The sequence below is a fragment of the Pseudomonas imperatae genome (genome assembly GCF_057128625.1).
In genome coordinates this window covers 16,197-35,328 of the sequence record NZ_JBSKHP010000006.1, presented here as the reverse complement: position 1 = coordinate 35,328, position 19,132 = coordinate 16,197, and the positions used below count along the sequence as shown (strand labels likewise).

The following is a 19,132-nucleotide window of genomic DNA, read 5'->3' as shown; positions in this document are numbered from 1 at the left end:
AGCGCATCGCAGCGCTTCACTTGAGAGACCCCAATGAGTATTTTGTTTTCGCCGTACACCTTGGCTGGTACCCAGCTGAAGAACCGCGTGGTCATGGCGCCCATGACCCGGGCCCGCGCCGTGACGACGGTGCCCGATGAGCTTACCGAGCGCTATTACCGCCAGCGTGCCAGCGCCGGGCTGATTATCAGTGAGGGCGTGCCGGTGTCGTTGCAGGGCCGCGGCTATCTGTTCAACCCGGGGCTGTACACCCAGGCGCAGGTGGACGGTTGGAAGACGGTGACCGCTGCGGTGCATGCCGAGGGCGGCAGGATTTTTGCGCAGCTGTGGCATGTGGGACGCGTGTCGCACACCACGTTGCAGGCCGAGGGTGAGGCGCCGGTGTCGGCCAGCGGCAAGCAGGCGGCCCATTCCATGGCGTATGCCTATGACGAGCACGGGCAGCCGGGGCCGGTGCAGGCGTCGGTGCCGCGGGCGTTGACGACGGCTGAGGTCAAGGGCGTGGTGGCGGACTTTGTGCTGGCGGCGCGGCGCGCTATCGAGGCGGGTTTTGATGGCGTGGAGATTCATGGCGCCAACGGCTATCTGTTCGAGCAGTTCATCAACCCTACGGTGAACGACCGCATGGATGAGTACGGTGGCTCGATCGAGAACCGCCTGCGGCTGTTGCTGGAGACCGTTGATGCGGTAGCTGCGGCCATTGGCCGGGGCAAGGTCGGCGTGCGTATTTCGCCGTTTGGCCGGCTGTTCGATATGGCCGCGTTCGAGGATGAAGCCGAGACCTGGGTGCAGGTGGCCAAGGCGCTGCAGCAGCGCGACATCGCCTATGTGCACCTCAGCGACCAGTTGACCATTGGTGCCGAGGGCATGCCGGAGGGCTTTGCCCGCACGTTCCGGGCGTCGTACCAGGGCACGTTGATTGCTGCCGGTGGGTTTGCGCGGGACTCGGCGCAGCGGGCGCTGGAGACGGGTGAGCTGGACCTGACGGCCTTTGGCCGGCCGTTTATTGCCAACCCGGACCTGGTTGAGCGCCTGCGCAACGACTGGCCGCTGGCGACGCCGGACCGCGCCACGTTCTACGGCAACAGTGGTGCCAAAGGCTATGTGGACTATCCGGTCTATTCGGCAGCGGAGTAAACAACCGGGGGGCTGCCCTGTGCAGGCCCCTGCTCAATCCGGGCGAAACACCTTCGCCTCGCGCCGGGACAGCGCCACCAGCTCATCGACGATCATCCGCACCTTGGGCTGGATGTAGCGCGTGCGCGGCCAGAGCACGTTGATCGGCATTTCGGCGCCGGCATAGGCGTCGAGCACCGGCACCAGCCGGCCCTGGTCGATGAAGTCCTGCACCAGCCAGGTGGGCAGCTGCGCCAGCCCGCCGCCGGCCAGGGTCATGTCCAGCAGCATCTCGCCGTCACCCATCTCGTGCTTCACGCACACTTCCTGCTCCACCACGTTGCCGTTGGGCTGCAGCAGCATCCAGGTCTTGCGGGTGCCGTTGCGCCAGCCGACGATGCAGTCGTGGTGCAGCAGGTCCTCGGCGACCTGGGGCGTGCCACGCCGGGCCAGGTAGTCGGGGGTGGCGCAGATCAGCAGGCTTTGACTGCCCAGTTTGCGCGCAACAATTTCCCCGTCGTCCTTGAGATTGCCGATCCTCACCACCAGGTCCACGCCATCGTTGATGATGTCGACCAGGCGCTCGCTGAAGCTGACCGACAGGTCCAGCTGCTGGTAGCGCACCGACAGCGCGATCAGTGCCGGCACGATGTGCCGGCGGCCGAAGGCGGCGGGCAGGTCGACGCGCAGCCGGCCAACGGGCTCCTGCTGGCCGGTGGTGAGGAAGCTCTCGGACTCGGCCAACGCGTCCATGGCGCGTTGGCAGCTGGCCAGGTAGGCCTCGCCTTCGCTGGTGAGGATGAGGCGGCGGGTGCTGCGGTGCAGCAGCTTGACGCCCAGGCGGGCCTCAAGGCGGGTGACGCTCTTGCCGACGGCGGAGCTGGTGACGCCCAGTTCGAGGGCTGCGGTAGTGAAGCTGAGGGTGCGGGCGCAGGTCACGAACTCTCTGATACCGTCGAAGCTTGGGGTGGGCATTGTGGAATCCGAGGCTGTAATAGGTGGGCGTTTGCCCTGTGAAGCGCTAAATCATACACCAATCCAGGGATGCGCCCAGGCAAGGCCCGGGCGCGGTACCGGTTAACCGGCCGGCGGCGGCGACCACCCTCCTCCCAGTGCCTTGTACAGCTGGACCTGGGCCGTGAGCTGGGCCAGGCGGCCGGTCAGCAGCTGCTGCCGTGCGCTGAGCAGCTGCCGCTGGGCATCCAGCAGCACCAGGTAGCTGTCCACGCCCTCGTCATAGCGCTGCTGGGCCATCTGCGCATACGCCTCGGCGGTGTGCAACAGGTCCTGTTGGCTGCGCAGTTGCTCGTCCCAAGTGCCCAGCGCCGCCAAGCCATCCGCTACTTCGCGGAACGCAGCCTGAATGGCCTGCTCGTAGGTGGCCACGCCGATGTCCTGCTGGATGTTGGCGTAGTCGAGGCTGGCCTGCAGGCGGCCGCCGGTGAAGATCGGCAGGTGAATCTGCGGGACGAAGCTCCAGCTTGCCGAGCCGTTGTCGAACAGCCCGCTGAGGTGGCTGCTGGCCGTGCCGCCGCTGCCGGTCAGGGTGATGCTGGGCAAGAACGCGGCGCGCGCGGCGCCGATGTCGGCGTGGGCGGCCAGCAGTTGGTGCTCGGCGGCCTGGATGTCGGGCCGCTGCAGCAGGCTGGCCGCCGGCAGCCCGGCGGGAATCGGCGCCAGCACCTGCTGGTCGAGGCTGGCGCTGGGCAGCGCTGCCGGCAGCTGCGTGCCCACCAGCAGTTGCAAGGCGTTGACGTCCTGGGCCACCTGGCGCAGGTAGGCCTGCTGCTGGCCACGGGCGCTGTCGACCAGCGTGCGGGCTTGCCGCACGTCGAGGTCCGAGGCCGTACCCGCTTCGCTGCTGGCTTGTACCAGCGCCAGGTTGTGGCGGTAGTTCTGCAGCGTCGATTGAGTGACGCCGAGCAGTTGCTGGTCGGTCTGCCACGTCAGGTAGGCGACGGCGACGTTGGCCACCAGCGCCAGCTGCACCGTGCGCTGGTGCTGTTCGCTGGCCAGGTAGGTTTCCATCGCGCTTTTGTCCAGGCTGCGCACGCGGCCCCACAGGTCGAGTTCATAGCTTGTCAGGCCAACCTGCAGGCTGTTGTTGCCGGTGGTCAGCTGCTGGCCGGTGGACGACAGGTCCGCCGGCGTGCGTGAGCGACCCGCGCTGGCGTCCACGCCGATTTCCGGCAGCAGTGCAGCGCCTTGAATGCGGTACTGGGCGCGGTAGGCGTCGACGTTAAGGACGGCTTTGCGCAGGTCACGGTTGTGGCGGATGGCGAGGTCAATCAGCTGGTGCAGCGCCGGGTCCTTGAAGAAGCGCTGCCAGTTGACCTGGGCGCCGCTGCCCGCCACGGGCGCCGCATAAGAGCCACCCTGGGGGAACTGCGCGGGCACCGGCAAGGCCGGGCGCTGGTACGCGGGGATCAGGCTGCAACCGCCCAAGGTCATTGCCAGGGCGAGCAGCAGTGGCTTAGGCGTCATGGCGGGCCCCTTCCAGGTTGGCGTGGCGTGGCGTGGGCTTGAACAGCTGCATCACCGCCACGTAGAACAACGGCACGAAGAAAATCGCCAGGAAGGTCGCGGCCAGGGTGCCGCCGACCACGGCAGTGCCGATCGAGTGCTGGCTGCCGCTGCCTGGCCCATGGGCGCGGGCCAACGGCAGCGTGCCCATGACGAAGGCGATCGAGGTCATGATAATCGGCCGCAGGCGCAGGCGTGCCGCTTCGGTGGCGGCCTGCACCAGGGTGCGGCCCTGGTTGTCGTGAAGGTCCTTGGCGAACTCGACGATCAGGATGGCGTTCTTCGCGGCCAGGCCCATGGTGGTCAGCATCCCCACCTGGAAGAAGATGTCGTTGGCCAGGCCGCGGCCCAGGGTGGCGGCCACGGCGCCCAGCACGCCCAGGGGCACCACCAGCATCACCGATACCGGCACCGACCAGCTTTCATACATGGCCGCCAGGCACAGGAACACGATCATCAGCGACAGCACGTAGAGCATCGTCGCCTGGGAACCGGCCGCGCGCTCTTCAAATGACAGCCCGGTCCAGGACACCCCGAAGCCGCTTGGCAACTGGGCGGCCACCCGCTCGATGGCCGCCATGGCATCGCCCGTGCTGTAGCCCGGTGCCGGCTGGCCCAGCAGTTCCACCGCCGGAATACCGCCGTAACGCTCAAGCTTCGGCGAACCGTACACCCACTGGCCCGAGGCGAACGCCGAGAACGGCACCATCTGCCCGGCGTCGTTGCGCACGTACCATTTGTCGAAGTCCTCGGGCGACAGCCGCGCGTCCATTTCGCCCTGGACGTAGACCTTCTTCACCCGGCCCTTGTCGATGAAGTCGTTGACGTAGGTCGAGCCCCAGGCCACTGACATGGTGTTGTCGATGGCCTCGATGGACACTTGCAGCGCCCGGGCCTTTTCATCGTCGATGGTCACCTGGTACTGCGCTTCGTCGTCCAGGCCGTTGGCCCTGGTGATAGCCAATGCCGGCTCCTTGGCAGCGAGCTTCATCAGCTGATTGCGCGCCTGCATCAAGGCGGCGTGGCCGCGGGCGCCGTTGTCCTGCAGGAACAGGTCGAAGCCGGTGGCGTTGCCCATTTCCATGATCGCCGGCGGCACGATCGAGACGATGCTGGCGTCCTTCACGGTGCTGGCGAATTGAGTGATGCGCTGGGCAATGGCGTTCGCCGTGTTGTCGCCGCCGGTGCGCGCTTCGAACGGCTTGAGCCGCACCCACACCACGGCGGAGTTCTGCCCGCGCCCGGCGAAGTTGTAGCCGCTGATGGAGAACGCCGAGACCACGCCGGCCTGCTCGTGGTCCAGCAGGTAGCCACGCACCTGGTTCAGCACCGCCTCGGTACGCTCGGCGCTGCTGTTGGGCGGGGTCTGGATCTGCACGATCAGCAGCCCCTGGTCTTCATCGGGCAGGAACGCGGTGGGTAGGTGGCGGAACATCATCGCCACGCCGACCAACAGCAGCACATACACCACGAAGGTGCGCCGGGGGTTGCGCAGAATCCTGCTGACAGAGGCTTCGTAACGCCCGGTGTTGCGCTCGAACACCCGGTTGAACCAGGCAAAGAAGCCTGTTTGTTGCTTCTCGCCGGCCGCCGGGTGAGTCTTGAGCAGCGTGGCGCACAGTGCCGGGGTAAAGATCAGCGCCACCAGTACCGACAGCGCCATCGCCGTGATGATGGTGATGGAGAACTGGCGGTAGATGATCCCCGCCGAGCCGCCAAAGAACGCCATCGGCATGAACACCGCGCTGATCACCAGGGCAATGCCCACCAGCGCCCCGGAGATCTGCTGCATGGACTTGTAGGTAGCCTCGCGCGGCGACAGGTGTTCCTCGGCCATCAGCCGCTCGACGTTCTCCACCACCACGATGGCGTCATCCACCAGCAGGCCGATGGCCAATACCATGGCAAACATGGTCATCACGTTGATGGTGAAGCCACAGGCGTACAGCACGCCGAAGGTGCCCAGCAACACCACGGGCACCGCCAGCGTCGGGATCAGCGTGGCGCGCAGGTTCTGCAGGAACAGCAGCATCACCAGGAACACCAGGATGATGGCTTCGAACAGCGTGTGCACCACCGACTCGATCGAGGCCTTGACCGAGGGGCTGGTGTCATAGGGGTAGACCACCTCGACACCGGGCGGCAGGTACGGCTTGAGCTGGTCCACGGTTTTCTTGACGCGCTCTACCGTCTCCAGCATGTTCGCGCCGGTGGCCAGGCGCAGGGCAATGCCTGCGGCGGGCTTGCCGTTGTAGTTGACGTCGTAGGAGTAGGTCTCGTTGCCCAGCACCACCTCGCCCACATCCTTCAGGCGGATCTGCGAGCCGTCGGGCTGGACCTTGACCAGGATTTCCTTGAACTCATCCGCCGAACGCAGGCGGGTCTTGCCGATGACCGTGGCGCTGAGTTCAACGCCTTTGCGCGTCGGCAGCCCACCAATCGAGCCGGAGGACACCTGCACGTTCTGCGCCGCAATCGCGGCCGTCACGTCGCTGGGCATCAGCTGGTAGCTGTTGAGCTTGGCCGGGTCGAGCCAGATACGCATGGCGTTCTGGAAGCCGAAGACGAAGAAGTCGCCCACCCCTTGGGTGCGGGACAGCGGGTCCTGGAAGCTGGAGACGATGATGTTGCCCAGGTCGCCGTAGTTGAGCTTGCCGTCCTTGGAATAAAGGCTGACCAGCAACATGAAGTTGGCCTGGTATTTCACCACGCGAATGCCCTGGCGCTGCACCTCCTCGGGCAGGTTCGGGGTGGCCAGTTGCAGCTTGTTCTGCACCTGCACCTGGGCGATGTCGGGGTTGATGCCCTGGTCGAAGGTGACGGTGATTTCGACGCTACCGTCGCTGTTGGCGGCCGAGCTGATGTAGCGCAGGCCATCGAGGCCGTTGAGCTGCTGCTCGATGACCTGCACCACGGTGTCTTGCACCGTCTGCGCCGAGGCGCCCGGGTAGGTCACGGTGATCTGCACCGCGGGCGCTGCGATGTTGGGGTACTGGTTCACCGGCAGGCCGTGGATCGCCAGCACGCCGCCGAGCATGATGGCCAGGGCGATCACCCAGGCGAAGATCGGTCGATCAATAAAAAAACGGGACATGGTCGACCTCTCAGTTTGCCGTCAGGGCGGTCTGCAGCTGGACGTTGTCCGCTGGCTGCGCGTCCACCAGCGAGTCGGCCTGCACGAACTGCAGCCCCTCGGTGATGACCCGCTCGCCCGGCTTCACGCCGCTGTCCACCAGCCAGGCGTTGCCGACCGTGCGCAGGGTCTGCAGGTCGCGCTGTTCAACGTGGTTGTCGGCGGTGATGACCCAGGCGGTGGCCACGCCGCGGCTGTCGCGCACGATGGCCTGCTGGGGCACCAGCAGGGCCTGCTCGCGCACGCCCTCCTTCACTTGGGCGTGCACGAACATGCCGGGCAGCAACGCCCGCTCGGGGTTGGGGAACACCGCGCGCAAGGTGACGGAGCCGGTGCCTGGGTCAACGCTGACCTCAGAGAATTTCAAGGTGCCCTTCAAGGGGTAGGCGCTGCCGTCGTCGAGGGTCAGGCTTACCTCGGCCTGGTCGGCGCCAGCGCTCTGCAAGTCGCCGGCCTTGAGCGCACGCTTCAGGGCCAGGAGGCGGGTCACGGGCTGGGTGACGTCCACGTAGATCGGATCGAGCTGGTTGACCGTGGCCATGGCGCTGCTCTGGCCGTCAGTCACCAGCGCGCCTTCGGTCACCGCCGAGCGGCCAATACGCCCGGTGATCGGCGCCAGCACCTGGGTGTACTGCACGTTGATGTCGGCAACGCGCTGGTCGGCCTCGGCCTGCTTCCAGGCCGCGACGGCGTCGTCGTACTGCTGCTGGCTGACGGCGTGGGCCTGCAGCAGGCGCCCGTAGCGCTCGGCGAGGTTGCGGGCGCTGCGCAGGTTGGCCTGCGCGCGGGCTTGCTGGGCGACGTAGGTGCGCGGGTCGATCTGGTACAGCGGCTGGCCCTGCTTGACCTCGCTGCCCTCGGTGAACAGGCGCCGCTGCAGGATGCCGGCCACCTGCGGCCGGACTTCCGCCACGCGCAGGGCTGCGGTGCGGCCTGGCAGGTCGGTGGTCAGCGTCAGCGGCGCGGCGGCCACCTCGTAGTAGCCGACCTTCACCGCCGTGGCGGCCTTGGGTTGCGCCTGGGAGGGGCTGCACCCCGCCAGCAACAGCGCCGACAACGGCAGGCCCGCTGCCAGCGCGAGGGGAAATAATCTTTTCATGGAAGCTCCAGGACCCCGCGGCATTCGTCAAGGTGCACGAATGCGCGAGCCCGAAAAAACCGGGCTCGTGCGCAGGTGGGTATGGGTGTGAAGGTTGAACGTGATGGCCTTCAGCAGGCGTGGCCACACGGCTGGGGCGGGATTCTAGCCTTCGTCCTGAAATAGATTAATTGGGTGAAATTCCATTCATTAGAGCCTTGAGTTCCATAATTGGCCTTTGGTCGTATCCCCGTAGCAGCGGCCAAAGGCCGCGTCCAAGGCGCACGACCCCCTACTCCACTTCCTCCACCACCCCACGATCCTCACCCAAAAACCCACCACTCTGATGCTGCCACAACCGCGCATACACCCCGTTGCGCCCCAGCAGCTCGGCGTGGGAGCCTTGCTCGATGATCTGCCCCTCATCCATCACGATCAGCCGGTCCATCGCCGCGATCGTCGACAGCCGGTGAGCGATGGCGATCACGGTCTTGCCCTGCATCATCTCGTCCAGGCTCTCCTGGATGGCCACTTCCACCTCGGAGTCGAGGGCGCTGGTGGCTTCGTCCAGCAGCAGGATGGGCGCGTTCTTGAGCATCACCCGGGCGATGGCGATGCGCTGGCGCTGGCCGCCGGACAGTTTGATGCCGCGCTCGCCCACCAGGGTGTCGTAGCCAGAGTGGCCGTCACGGTCGCTGAGCTGGGCGATGAAGCCATCGGCCTGGGCGTTGGCCGCGGCGGTGCGGATTTGCGCGTCGGTGGCGTCGGGGCGGCCGTAGGCGATGTTGTCGCGAATGGAACGGTGCAGCAGCGAGGTGTCCTGGGTGACCATGCCGATAGCACTGCGCAGGCTGTCCTGGGTGACGTGGGCAATGTCCTGGCCGTCGATGCGAATGGTGCCGCTGTCGACGTCATAGAAGCGCAGCAGCAGGTTGATCAGCGTTGATTTGCCGGCGCCGGAGCGGCCGACCAGGCCGACCTTCTCGCCCGCGCGAATGTTCAGGCTCAGGCCGTCGAGCACCTGGCGTTCGCCGTTGTAGTTGAAGCTGACGTGGTCGAAGGTCACGGCGCCGCCGCGGGTGACCAGGGTGCCGGCGTCGGGGCGGTCCTGCACCTTGGGGCCGCGCGTGAGGGTGGCCATGCCGTCCTGCACGGTGCCGATGTTCTCGAACAGCGAGGTCATCTGCCACATGATCCAGTGCGACATGCCGTTGATGCGCAGGGCCATGGCTGTGATCGCCGCCACCGCGCCAGTGCCGACCTGGCCCTGGTGCCACAGCCACAGGGCATAGCCGCCGGCGCCGATGATCAGCGCAACCACCAGGGTCTGGTTGACGATCTCGAACTGGCTCACCAGGCGCATCTGCCGGAAGCCGGTGTCCTTGAAGTCTTCCATGGCGGCGCGGGCGAATTGCGCCTCGCGCTTGGAGTGGGAGAACAGCTTCACGGTGGTGATGTTGGTGTAGGCGTCGGAGATGCGCCCGGTCATCGACGAGCGCGCGTGCGCCTGTTCCTGGCCGACCTTGCCCAGGCGCGGCACGAAGTACAGCATGGCCAGGCCGAACAGCACGATCCAGGCAATGAAAGGCAGCACCAGCTTGAGGTCGAAGGCGCCGGCCAGGGCGATGATGGCGATGAAGTACACGCCGATGCCCGGCACGATCTCGATGATGGTGAACAGCACGTCACGCACGGCGAGCGCGGTCTGCATGACCTTGGTGGTCACCCGCCCGGAGAATTCATCGGAGAAGAACGACAGGCTCTGGCGCAACATCAGCCGGTGAAAGTCCCAGCGCAGGCGCAGCGGCAGGTTGATGGCCAGCACCTGGTGCTGGACCATCGTGCGCAGCCCCACCAGGCCGATGCTGGCCAGCAGCACCAGGCCAATGCCCCACAGCACATGGCGCTCTTGCGCGGCGGCGTCGCCACCGGCCTGCCAGGTGGACAGCAGGTCCACCACCTGGCCGAGGAAGGAGAACAGCCAGGCTTCGTAGATCGACACGCCGGCGCTGAGCAGCGCCAGCGCCAGCACGTAGCCCCGCGCGCCGCGCGTGCACGCCCACATGAACCGGGCCAGACCCTCGGGCGGCGGTGGCAGCTCATCGGGTGGGAAAGGGTCTAGCCATCGTTCAAGCACGCGCAGCATGGGGGTCTCCAAATCATCGGTTCCCGGCAATTTTGCCATCTAACGGTGGGCTTAGCCGAGTTTTAGCGCCTGGAGGGTGATTTCGCGCATCTTGAATTTCTGCACCTTGCCGGTGACGGTCAGGGGAAACGCCTCGACGAAGGTGAAGTCCCGCGGAATCTTGTAATGAGCGATGCGCTCCCTGGCCCACAGTTTCAACGCCTCCTGCGTTGCATGCTGGGCAGGATGCAAGCGCACCCAGGCCACAAGGGCCTCGCCGTACTTGGGGTCGGGCACGCCGATGATGGCGATGTCCGCCACCGCAGGGTGGCCGCGGTAGAACGCTTCGATCTCGCCCGGGTAAATGTTCTCGCCGCCGCGGATAATCATGTCCTTGATGCGCCCCACCACACTGACGTAGCCCTGCGCGTCCATGGTCGCCAGGTCGCCGGTGTGCATCCAGCCCTCGCCGTCCAGCACTTCCGCGGTGGCCTGGGGGTTGCCCCAGTAGCCGAGCATCACGCTGTAGCCGCGGGTGCACAGTTCGCCCACCTCGCCCCTGGGCACGATGGCGCCGCTGGCGTCGACGATCTTGCTTTGCAGGTGCGGCTGGGTCTTGCCGACGGTGGCCACGCGCTTGTCCACCTCGTCGTGGGCCGCGGTCTGCAGCGACACCGGGCTGGTCTCGGTCATGCCGTAGGCGATCTGGATCTGCGCCATGTGCATCTGTTCCATCACCCGTTGCATCACGTCCACCGGGCACGCGGCGCCGGCCATGATGCCGGTGCGCAGGCTGGACAGGTCAAACGCTGCGCGCCGGGGGTGGTCCAGCTGGGCGATGAACATGGTGGGCACGCCGTACAGCGCGGTGGCGCGCTCGGCCGCCACCACTTCCAGCACCTTCAGTGGGTCGAACGCTGCGCAGGGGTAGATCATGGTGCTGCCGTGGGTCATGCAGCCCAGGTTGCCCATGACCATGCCGAAGCAATGGTAGAGCGGCACCGGGATCACCACCTTGTCCTGTTCGCACAGGCCCAGGCTTTCGCCCACCAGGAAGCCGTTGTTGAGGATGTTATGGTGGCTGAGCGTTGCGCCCTTGGGCGCGCCGGTGGTGCCCGAGGTGTACTGGATGTTGATCGGGTCGCTGGGTTGCAGCGCGGCCTGGCGGGCCTGCAGCGCTTGGTCACTGACCGACTCGGCCAGCTGCTGCAACGCCGCCCAGGCGAGCATGCCGGCAGGCGGCTCGGCGCCCAGGCTGATTACCCCGCGCAGGCTGGGCAGGCGCTCGATGCACAGGGTTCCGGGCGCAGTAGCGGCCAGCTCGGGCAGCACCTGGTTGATCATCGCGTGGTAGTCGGAGGACTTGAACGCGGCTTCGGCGATAAGCCAGCTGCAGCCTGACTGCGCCAGCGCGTATTCGAACTCGCTGGCCCGGTAGGCCGGGTTGATGTTCACCAGGATGGCGCCGACCTTGGCCGAGGCGAACTGGGTCAGGCACCACTCGGCGCGGTTGGAGGCCCAGATGCCGACGCGATCGCCCGGCTGGACGCCCAGGGCCATCAGCGCCCGCGCATGGCGGTCGACGTTGGCCTTGAGCGTGGCCCATGACCAGCGCACGGCCTGGTCGTGGACCACCAGGGCGGGCCGCTCGGGAAACCGCGCGACGGTGGCATCGAAGACCGCGCCGATGGTCTGGTTGAACAGTGGAGGGTGTGTCGATCCGTGGGAGTAGCTCAGCGGGTTCATGGCGTAAACCTTTGTTGTGCTTATTGTGTGCTGATGTCGCTTCCTGCTTGATGTGCCACCTGTGCAGATGTGACGTTAACGTAAACGGAATGCAGATTTGTTGTCAAACCGCCGCAAGCCTGACGCGACGGATTACAGCAGGTGATTGATGGCGGCGGCTATCTGCCGGGTCGCGTCGTCGACGCTGCCCTCGTTCCGGCACAACAGCCAGCCTTGCTCGGCGGCCGCGCGTTCGAACGCCTGGGTGCAGGCCACTTGCTCCTGCTGGTCGAGGATTACCGTGCTGCCCAGGCCACGGCTGCGCGCGGCGGCCCGCGCCCAGGAAATTTCAGGCGTGGTGACCACGCCGATGTGCAGGTCGGGCACGCGCACGTCGAGCGCCAGGTTCAAGCGCAGGATGTCGGCGAACGGCACCAGCCGCCGGAATGCGGCATCGGAGGGGTACCAGCGGTCGATGAGGATGATGCTGCCGGCCGGCTGCTTGGGCAGCACCTGCGCAGTTATCCACGCGCGGCTCTGCGCCAGGCGCTCGCACACCTGCCACTCCAGGTCCGCGCACGGCCGGCGAGCAAGCTGGTTGACCAGGGCCATGGTCTCGCGCCGGTAGGGATCGTTATTGCGCTCGCACAGGCGGACGACCTTCTGGCCGGTGGCCCTCAGGGCCTGGGTCACCGTTTCCAGCAGCGTGGTCTTGCCGGTGCCCTTGGGGCCATCCATGGAGATAAACAGCGGGCGGTTCATGGGGCGGTTCCTGGGAAGGCAGCCGTGCACTATACCAAAACGCCGAGCCCGCCCTCGCCCTTAACCACTGGCCAGCATCTCGCCGGCCAGGTCGGCCAGGGCCCGCAGCTTGTCGCTGCGGCGCAGGTCCTGGTGGTAGCCCATCCAGATGTCCCGCGCCGGTGGCGGATCGGCGGTGGCCACGCGGGTCAATGACGCCAGGCTGTCGCCGACCGGCCGCGGCAACACCGCCAGGCCCAGGCCCTGGGCACAGAGCTGCGCCTGCACGGACCGGCTGCTGCTGTGCGCGACAATCCTGGCGTGCGGCACTGTCGCTTGCAGCCAGGCGACGTCGGGGTAATGCAGCTGCGCGGTGTTCATCAGGATCAGCGCCTGGCCAGGTTGCCCGGGGTCGAACGGCACGCAGTGGCGGGCACTGCGGTAGAGCCCGTAGGCCATGTTCATGACCCTGCGCTGGACAATGTCGGGCTCGGTGAACGGCACAAGGCGAAACGCCAGGTCGGCCTCGCGCCGGGCCAGGTCGAACTGGCGCGCCCCGGGCATTATCTCGGGCACGATCAAGGGGTAGCGACGGCTCAGCTCGGCCAGCACGGGCGTGAGCACATGGGCGGCAAACCAGTCCGCGGAGGATATCCGCAGGATGCCCTCCACCTCCCGGGGCCTGCCGGCCAGGGTGCGGTCGATGGCCAGCGCGCTGGCTTCCATTTCCTCGGCCAGCGCCAGCACCGAGTCGCCCAGCTGGGTAGTGATCAAACGCTCGCCCACGCGCCGGAACAAGGCGCCGCCGCTGTCCTGCTCCAGCACCTTGAGGCGTCGGCCTGCCGTGGGGTGGCTGATGCCAAGCGCCTTCGCCGCGCCGCCCAGTGAGCCGGCCCGTGCGATTGCCAGGAAAACCCTGATGTCACTCCAGTTCATGTGCCGCCCTTACAAAAATGCACGCCGAATATGCACCCCTGTCAGTCCTCAAGCAAGGCGCCGGGCGCCGACAATGCTCGGCACACGCACAGGCAACGGAGCTTCCATGAAAGTAGCAATCGTCGGTATTGGCAGCATGGCCCGGGCAATCATCCCGGTGCTGGTGGAGGCAGGCCATGAAGTCAGCGCCTGGAACCGCAGCGCCGGTGCGCTTGAGGGGCTAGGACGGGTGCGGGCCCTGGCGGGCGTGGCGCAGGCGTTCGAGCAGGACGTGGTGATCACGCTGTTGGCCGATGACGCTGCAGTGCGGCAGACGCTGGTGGCACCAGTTGTCATTCACCCTTCGGTCGCGTGCAAGGTGCACGTGGTGATGTCGACGCTTTCCCCCCAGATGGTCGGTGAACTGGAGACGTTGCATCGGCAGGCGACCATCGGTTTCGTCGCAGCGCCCGTGTTCGGCATTCCTGCCGTGGCCCGCCAGGGGCAGTTGAACATTCTGGCGGCCGGTGCGGACGAGGCCGTCGCCCAGGTGCAGCCGCTGTTCGACACCCTCGGCAAGCACACCTGGCGCCTAGGCACGCAGCCGCGCCAGGCGAGTATCGCCAAGATCGCCGGCAACCTGATGATCGCCCAGGCCATCGCTTCCATCGCCGAAGCCTGCGCCCTGGTGCGCAGCCATGGGCTGCCGCCTGCGGTGTTCACCGAGGTGGTCACCCAGACGCTGTTCGCCTGCCCCAGCTACCAGCGCTACGCCGGCAACATCGTCGCGCAGCGCTTCGAGCCGGGGTTTGCCCTGCGCCTGGGCTTGAAAGACGTCGGCCTGGCCTTGCAGGCCGCCGGCGCCGAAGGGTTGGCATTGCCGGGGGCGGCACGGGTGCAGCAGGTCATGGCGGCGTGCGTGGACGCAGGCCTTGGGGAGCTGGATTGGTCGGCGTTGGCAACCCAATGCGCCCTGCCGCCAGCCGCAGAACCCCTGTAGCAGCGGCCAAAGGCCGCGTCATAAGCGCCGGGGTGTGCCTGACGCAGCCTGGCGGCAGCTGCTACGCCGGGCCTGGCGGGCGACCAAGCTGACGCAGCCTGGCGGCAGCTGCTACGGGGGTGGCTGGCGTGTTATGCGCAGCGCTTGAGCAGGGTCTTGATCGGCCGGCGCACGCGGCGCTTGGCCACGTCACGGGGCTTGATCCAGCGGCAGGCGTCTATTTCGTTGAGTGGGCGCGGCTTGTCAGCCGACTTGCGCGCTTCGAACAGGTAATGGATGACCTTGTCTTCGCGGTACTCGGAGATGTAGCGCAGTTCATCGAAGGCCAGGCCGGTTTCCTCGGCCATTTCCCGTTGCGCCGCCTGCAACGGCGTCTCGTCCGCCTCGACCCTGCCCCCTGGCAGGTTCCACTTCGCGTTGCGCTTGCGCACAAACAATACTTCGCCGTCCCTGCGATAAATGACCGTGGCGCGAAGCTTGATGCCCTTGCGCCTGGCTGTAGCAATGTCCATTGCCTTCATGCGCTGCTCCGAATGATTGACCCTGCGGCCACTGTAGCCTGCACATGTGTCGGTTAAATGACCGTGGATAGAGCTTCAGCGCACGCAGGGGCCAACGCAGCCTGGCGGCAGCGGCTACAGGACTTGCCGGCTTTCACCTTTTCACCACTTTTGATCATCAAACCGCACCAATCCGCTCAACTCCCGCCGCCCTTTCCCCTCGCAAATCCGGGCCCCTGCCCGCCTGGCACAGCCCATGCAACCGCCCTGCTACCTAATAACAATCAGCAGGAACCGTCCCATGCCTACCTCCCCCTCTATCGTCCAGCTCCCCCCAGAACCCCACGCCGCCATGATCGAGCGCTTCGGCCTGCACGGCGGCCATATCGGCACCGGCGAGGATGAGTCGCCCTGGGTGCCCTTCGGCGACAGCGCCGCCATCCGCCACCTGAGCTTCGACGTGCGCACCGGCAGCGTCTGCAACATCCTCTGGGTCAAGGGCGGCGGGCGCATCGGCACCCACCGGCACCGGGCGGCGGTGCAGGCCGTGACCCTGGAAGGCACTTGGGGCTACGAGGAATATGACTGGCTGGCGCGCCCCGGCAGCTACGTGTACGAGACCCCGGGCACCGCCCACACCCTGTACGCCGAAGGCCCCGACGGCATGAAGGCGCTGTTCTGGATACACGGGCCCATCGAGTTCTTCGACGAGTGCGGCAACCACACCGAAACCACCGACGTGTTCTGGTTCATCAACCATTACGTCAGCCATTGCCGGCAGCACGGCCTGCCGATCAATACCGCGCTATTCGTTTGAGTGCCGGGGGAATCAACATGAACACAGTGCAACGATTCTCCGTGGACGGCCTGACCTGCGTGGTGACCGGCGCCGCCAGCGGCATCGGCCTGGCCTACGCCGAGGTGATGGCCGAAGGCGGCGCCCAGGTGACCTTGCTGGACATTGACGCGGCGCAACTGCACGACCAGTTGGCCCGCCTGCAAGCCCAGGGGCTGGCGGTGCGCGGCGAGGTGGTGGACGCCACCGACCGCGCGGCCCTGTACGCCTGTTTCGAGCGGGTGGGCGCGCACTACGGCCACCTCGACGTGGTATTCGCCAACGCCGGCATCGACGCCGGCCCCGGTTTTCTCGACTGCGACGGCCAGCGTTGCCCGCAAGGCGCGCTGGAGGCGCTCGACGAGGCCCACTGGGACAAGGTGCTGGCCACCAACCTGACCTCGGTGTTCACCACGCTCAGGGCCGCGGTGCGGCTGATGAAGCCCAGGGGCCAGGGGCGCATCATCGTCACCACCTCCAACGCGGCGATGCTCAACGAAGCCATCGTCGGCACCCCGTACATGCCGGCCAAGGCCGGCGCCGCCGCGCTGGTGCGCCAGGCGGCAATGGAGCTGGCGCGCCATGGCATCACCGTGAACGCCATCGCCCCGGGGCCGTTCGTGACCAACATCGCCGGCGGCCGCCTGCGCAACCCGGCGGACCGCGCCGCCTTCGCCACACGGGTGCCGCAACACCGCATCGCCTCCACCGAGGAGATCAAGGGCCTGGCGCTGTTCCTCGCCTCCCCGGCGGCCAGCTACATCACCGGCGCGCAGATCGTTATCGATGGCGGGCAGATGCTTGGCCGCGTGGACTGAGGAGGTGCACATGCAAGCCATTGTCTTCAAGGCGCTGAAGCAGCCCATGCAGCTGCACACCCTGCCCATGCCGGAGCCCCGGGCCGATGAGGTGTTGATCGAGGTGTGCCGCTGCGGCATCTGCGGCAGCGACCTGCACATGACCCAAGAACCGGCGTTCGGCCTGGCGCCCGGCAGCGTGCTGGGCCACGAGTATAGCGGGCGCGTGGTGGAGTGTGGCGCCCAGGTGCAGGGGGTGCGCGTCGGCGACCACGTCGCGGTGGCGCCCTTGCGCGGTTGCGGCCATTGCCCCGAGTGTCAGCGCGGCAGGCCGGCCTGGTGCGCCGGGTTCAGCCTGCAGGGCGGTGGTTTCGCCCAGTGGGCGACCGCCCGCTGGCACCAGTGCGTGGTGCTGCCCGCCAGCGTTGGCGTGGCGGACAGCGCCCTGGCCGAACCCCTGGCGGTGGCGTTGCACGGGGTCATGCGCGCGCAGCTGCGCCCCGGCGCCAAGGTGTTGGTGCTGGGCGCCGGGGCCATTGGCCTCGCCGTGGCGTTCTGGGCCCGGCGCCTGGGCGCTGCCAAGGTGGCCATCACCGACCTGGGCGACTGGCAACGCGAGCGCGCCCTGCAGCTGGGCGCCAGTGCCTTGCTGGTGGACGACGGCAGCCTGCACAGGCGCATCCCCGAGCAGCTGGGCGGGCCGCCGGACATCGTCTTCGAATGCGTGGGCCGCCCCGGCTTGATTGCCCAGGCGCTGGAGCACGTGCGCCCCCGTGGCACCGTGGTGGTGCTGGGCCTGTGCACCGTGGCCGATAGCTTCGTCCCGTTCCGGGCGGTGTCCAAGGAGGTCAACCTGGTGACCTCGGCGTTCTTCGAGCGCGACGAGTTCCGCGCCGCGGTCGACGTGCTGGAGGGGCCCGGCGCGGCGCCCTTGGCCCTGGTCAGCAGCACCGTGTCGCTGGCGCAGTTGCCCCAGGCGTTCGACGCCCTGCGCCAGCGCACCCACCACTGCAAGGTGCTGGTTGCGCCACACCTGCCTTGAACCTCACCGCTGGCCGTGGGCCTTGAGCCGGTAGGCCAGCTGCGGCCGAGTCATGCCCAGCTGGCGCGCGGCGGCCGAGAGGTTGCCGCCGCAGGCGTGCAGCACCTGGTGGTACTGCTGCAACTGTTGCTGCCGCACTGCCTGCCGCAGCGGTGCCGCGCCTACGCAGACGTACGCCTGTTCCCCACCCGGGAACACATGCTGGGGGCCGATGGCGCCATGGGCGGGCGCGGCGATCACCCCGCGCTCCACCAGGTTCTGCAGCTCGCGCACGTTGCCGGGGTAGTCGTGGGCCAGCAGCGCCTGCACCGCCGCGGCGCTGAAGCCGCTCACCGCTTTGCCATGCAGCTGGGTGAAGTGGGCGAGGAAGTGCTCCATCAGCAGTGGCAGGTCGTCGCGCCGCTCGCGCAGGGGCGGCAGGTGAATGGGGAAGACGTTGAGGCGGAAGAACAGGTCCTCGCGAAAGGTGCCCTGGGCAATGGCCGCCCGCATGTTGGCGTTGGTGGCCGCCACCACGCGTACGTCCACCTTGATCGGCCGTGTGCCGCCCACCCGCTCTATTTCCCCTTCCTGCAGCGCCCGCAGCAGCTTGGCCTGGGCGCCCAGGCTCAGGGCCTGCACTTCATCGAGAAACAGCGTGCCGCCCGCTGCCCGTTCGAAGCGGCCGGCGCGGTCATGGCTGGCGCCGGTGTAGGCGCCCTTCTGCGCGCCGAACAGCTCGGCGTCCAGCAGGCTCTCCGGCAGCGCCGCGCAATTGACCGCCACCAGCGGCCGGTTGGCGCGGGGGCTGAGGCGATGCAGGCACTGGGCGAACACCTCCTTGCCCACCCCCGACTCGCCACTGAGCAGCACCGTCGCCCGGGTAGGCGCCACTTGCGCGACCTGGTGGCGGGCCAGCCGGAAGGCCGTGGAGATGCCGATCATTGCTTCCTGGGGATGGCTGCAGGCGGCGACCGGGGCCTGCGTCGCCAGTTCAAGGCCGGGCGCGTCGCCGGCGGTATCACCGACGATGCGGCAGGCATGCCCGTCCGCCGCCACGCATTCGACCTCGCGGAACACCACCGGCCGGCCCAGGAAGGCGCTGGCATAACCGGCGGCGTAGCCCAGGGTCATCCAGCACACCGCCTGGTCACCGACGCCATGGCGGGCCAGGTGTTCGTGGGCCTCGCGGGACTCGTGCCACAGGTACTCGCCGTGGAAATGCCCCTGTGCAAGGTTCAACTCCAGTTGCAGGGTCTGCACCCGCACGATGCCTTGCAGCGCGTGCAGCCGGCCGCCGGCAATAAAGGCGCTGCGCGGGTCCGAGCCGGGCCAGCGCTTGCGCACGCGCAGGGCGTCCTGGCTGCCGGCCGCGTGGCCGATGCGCGTCAGCACACGCTGGGCGCCGTCCTGGCCGAGGCTGTCGATCAACTCCTGGCGCAACGCGCCCAAGGCCGTTGAATGCAGCATGACCATGCTCTGGTCGTCCAGCCAGATGCGCGCCTCCTCGTCCGAGAAACGCAGGCACTGGCGCAGGTCCGCCGGGGTCGGCGTGCTGCGTTCGTAGGCCAGCAGCGAGTGTTCCATACCCTCTCCTTGTTATTGTTGTGCGTTGATTCATAC

15 protein-coding genes are annotated in these 19,132 nt (G+C 67.3%); 5 read left to right on the top strand and 10 right to left on the bottom strand.

Features of this window, described 5'->3' with window-relative positions; all coding sequences use genetic code 11:
• Positions 1 to 33: 33 nt before the first annotated feature.
• The gene (locus ACWKWX_RS09435) at positions 34 to 1,137 is read left to right on the top strand and encodes an alkene reductase (protein WP_483827589.1); all 1,104 of its coding nucleotides are present in this window, start codon (positions 34 to 36) and stop codon (positions 1,135 to 1,137) included.
• A 33-nt stretch (positions 1,138 to 1,170) separates the two neighbouring features.
• Here the strand turns inward: ACWKWX_RS09435 and ACWKWX_RS09430 are convergent, their stop codons facing one another.
• The 8 genes from ACWKWX_RS09430 to ACWKWX_RS09395 form a co-directional block, all read right to left on the bottom strand.
• Positions 1,171 to 2,091 carry a LysR family transcriptional regulator gene (locus ACWKWX_RS09430; RefSeq protein ID WP_483827588.1) on the bottom strand — a complete coding sequence of 307 codons (921 nt, stop codon included), beginning with the start codon at positions 2,089 to 2,091 and terminating at the stop codon, positions 1,171 to 1,173.
• Between the two features lie 102 nt (positions 2,092 to 2,193).
• On the bottom strand, positions 2,194 to 3,600 hold the full coding sequence (locus tag ACWKWX_RS09425) for an efflux transporter outer membrane subunit (RefSeq protein WP_483827587.1): 1,407 nt from the start codon (positions 3,598 to 3,600) through the stop codon (positions 2,194 to 2,196).
• On the bottom strand, positions 3,590 to 6,733 hold the full coding sequence (locus ACWKWX_RS09420; RefSeq protein WP_483827586.1) for an efflux RND transporter permease subunit: 3,144 nt from the start codon (positions 6,731 to 6,733) through the stop codon (positions 3,590 to 3,592). Before ACWKWX_RS09420 ends, ACWKWX_RS09425 begins: the two co-directional genes overlap by 11 nt.
• Positions 6,734 to 6,743: 10 nt before the next feature.
• Positions 6,744 to 7,871, bottom strand: coding sequence for an efflux RND transporter periplasmic adaptor subunit (locus tag ACWKWX_RS09415; RefSeq protein WP_483827585.1), 1,128 nt, complete (start codon positions 7,869 to 7,871; stop codon positions 6,744 to 6,746).
• 271 nt (positions 7,872 to 8,142) lie between these two features.
• On the bottom strand, positions 8,143 to 9,996 hold the full coding sequence (locus ACWKWX_RS09410; protein ID WP_416424326.1) for an ABC transporter ATP-binding protein: 1,854 nt from the start codon (positions 9,994 to 9,996) through the stop codon (positions 8,143 to 8,145).
• 51 nt (positions 9,997 to 10,047) lie between these two features.
• On the bottom strand, positions 10,048 to 11,721 hold the full coding sequence (locus ACWKWX_RS09405; RefSeq protein WP_416424327.1) for an AMP-binding protein: 1,674 nt from the start codon (positions 11,719 to 11,721) through the stop codon (positions 10,048 to 10,050).
• Positions 11,722 to 11,853: 132 nt separating this feature from the next.
• Positions 11,854 to 12,462, bottom strand: coding sequence for a dTMP kinase (locus tag ACWKWX_RS09400; RefSeq protein WP_483827584.1), 609 nt, complete (start codon positions 12,460 to 12,462; stop codon positions 11,854 to 11,856).
• A gap of 60 nt (positions 12,463 to 12,522) precedes the next feature.
• On the bottom strand, positions 12,523 to 13,377 hold the full coding sequence (locus ACWKWX_RS09395) for a LysR family transcriptional regulator (RefSeq protein WP_483827583.1): 855 nt from the start codon (positions 13,375 to 13,377) through the stop codon (positions 12,523 to 12,525).
• Between the two features lie 106 nt (positions 13,378 to 13,483).
• On the opposite strand from ACWKWX_RS09395, the gene ACWKWX_RS09390 reads away from it, so the two are divergent.
• Complete coding sequence (locus ACWKWX_RS09390; protein ID WP_483827582.1) at positions 13,484 to 14,356, top strand: NAD(P)-dependent oxidoreductase; 873 nt, start codon at positions 13,484 to 13,486, stop codon at positions 14,354 to 14,356.
• Positions 14,357 to 14,487: 131 nt separating this feature from the next.
• Here ACWKWX_RS09390 and ACWKWX_RS09385 read toward each other — a convergent pair whose 3' ends face one another.
• The gene (locus ACWKWX_RS09385) at positions 14,488 to 14,877 is read right to left on the bottom strand and encodes an NUDIX domain-containing protein (protein ID WP_416424331.1); all 390 of its coding nucleotides are present in this window, start codon (positions 14,875 to 14,877) and stop codon (positions 14,488 to 14,490) included.
• Positions 14,878 to 15,157: 280 nt separating this feature from the next.
• Between ACWKWX_RS09385 and ACWKWX_RS09380 the strand changes: the two genes are divergently transcribed.
• The 3 genes from ACWKWX_RS09380 to ACWKWX_RS09370 are packed head-to-tail and all read left to right on the top strand — an operon-like array spanning position 15,158 to position 17,530.
• Positions 15,158 to 15,673 carry a 2,4'-dihydroxyacetophenone dioxygenase family protein gene (locus tag ACWKWX_RS09380; RefSeq protein ID WP_483827581.1) on the top strand — a complete coding sequence of 172 codons (516 nt, stop codon included), beginning with the start codon at positions 15,158 to 15,160 and terminating at the stop codon, positions 15,671 to 15,673.
• A gap of 17 nt (positions 15,674 to 15,690) precedes the next feature.
• A complete protein-coding gene (locus tag ACWKWX_RS09375) occupies positions 15,691 to 16,509 on the top strand; it encodes an SDR family NAD(P)-dependent oxidoreductase (protein ID WP_416424333.1) in 819 nt (272 codons plus the stop codon).
• Positions 16,510 to 16,519: 10 nt separating this feature from the next.
• Positions 16,520 to 17,530, top strand: coding sequence for a zinc-dependent alcohol dehydrogenase (locus tag ACWKWX_RS09370; RefSeq protein WP_483827580.1), 1,011 nt, complete (start codon positions 16,520 to 16,522; stop codon positions 17,528 to 17,530).
• Positions 17,531 to 17,533: 3 nt separating this feature from the next.
• Here the strand turns inward: ACWKWX_RS09370 and ACWKWX_RS09365 are convergent, their stop codons facing one another.
• On the bottom strand, positions 17,534 to 19,096 hold the full coding sequence (locus ACWKWX_RS09365; protein ID WP_483827579.1) for a sigma 54-interacting transcriptional regulator: 1,563 nt from the start codon (positions 19,094 to 19,096) through the stop codon (positions 17,534 to 17,536).
• Between the last annotated feature and the right edge of the window lie 36 nt (positions 19,097 to 19,132).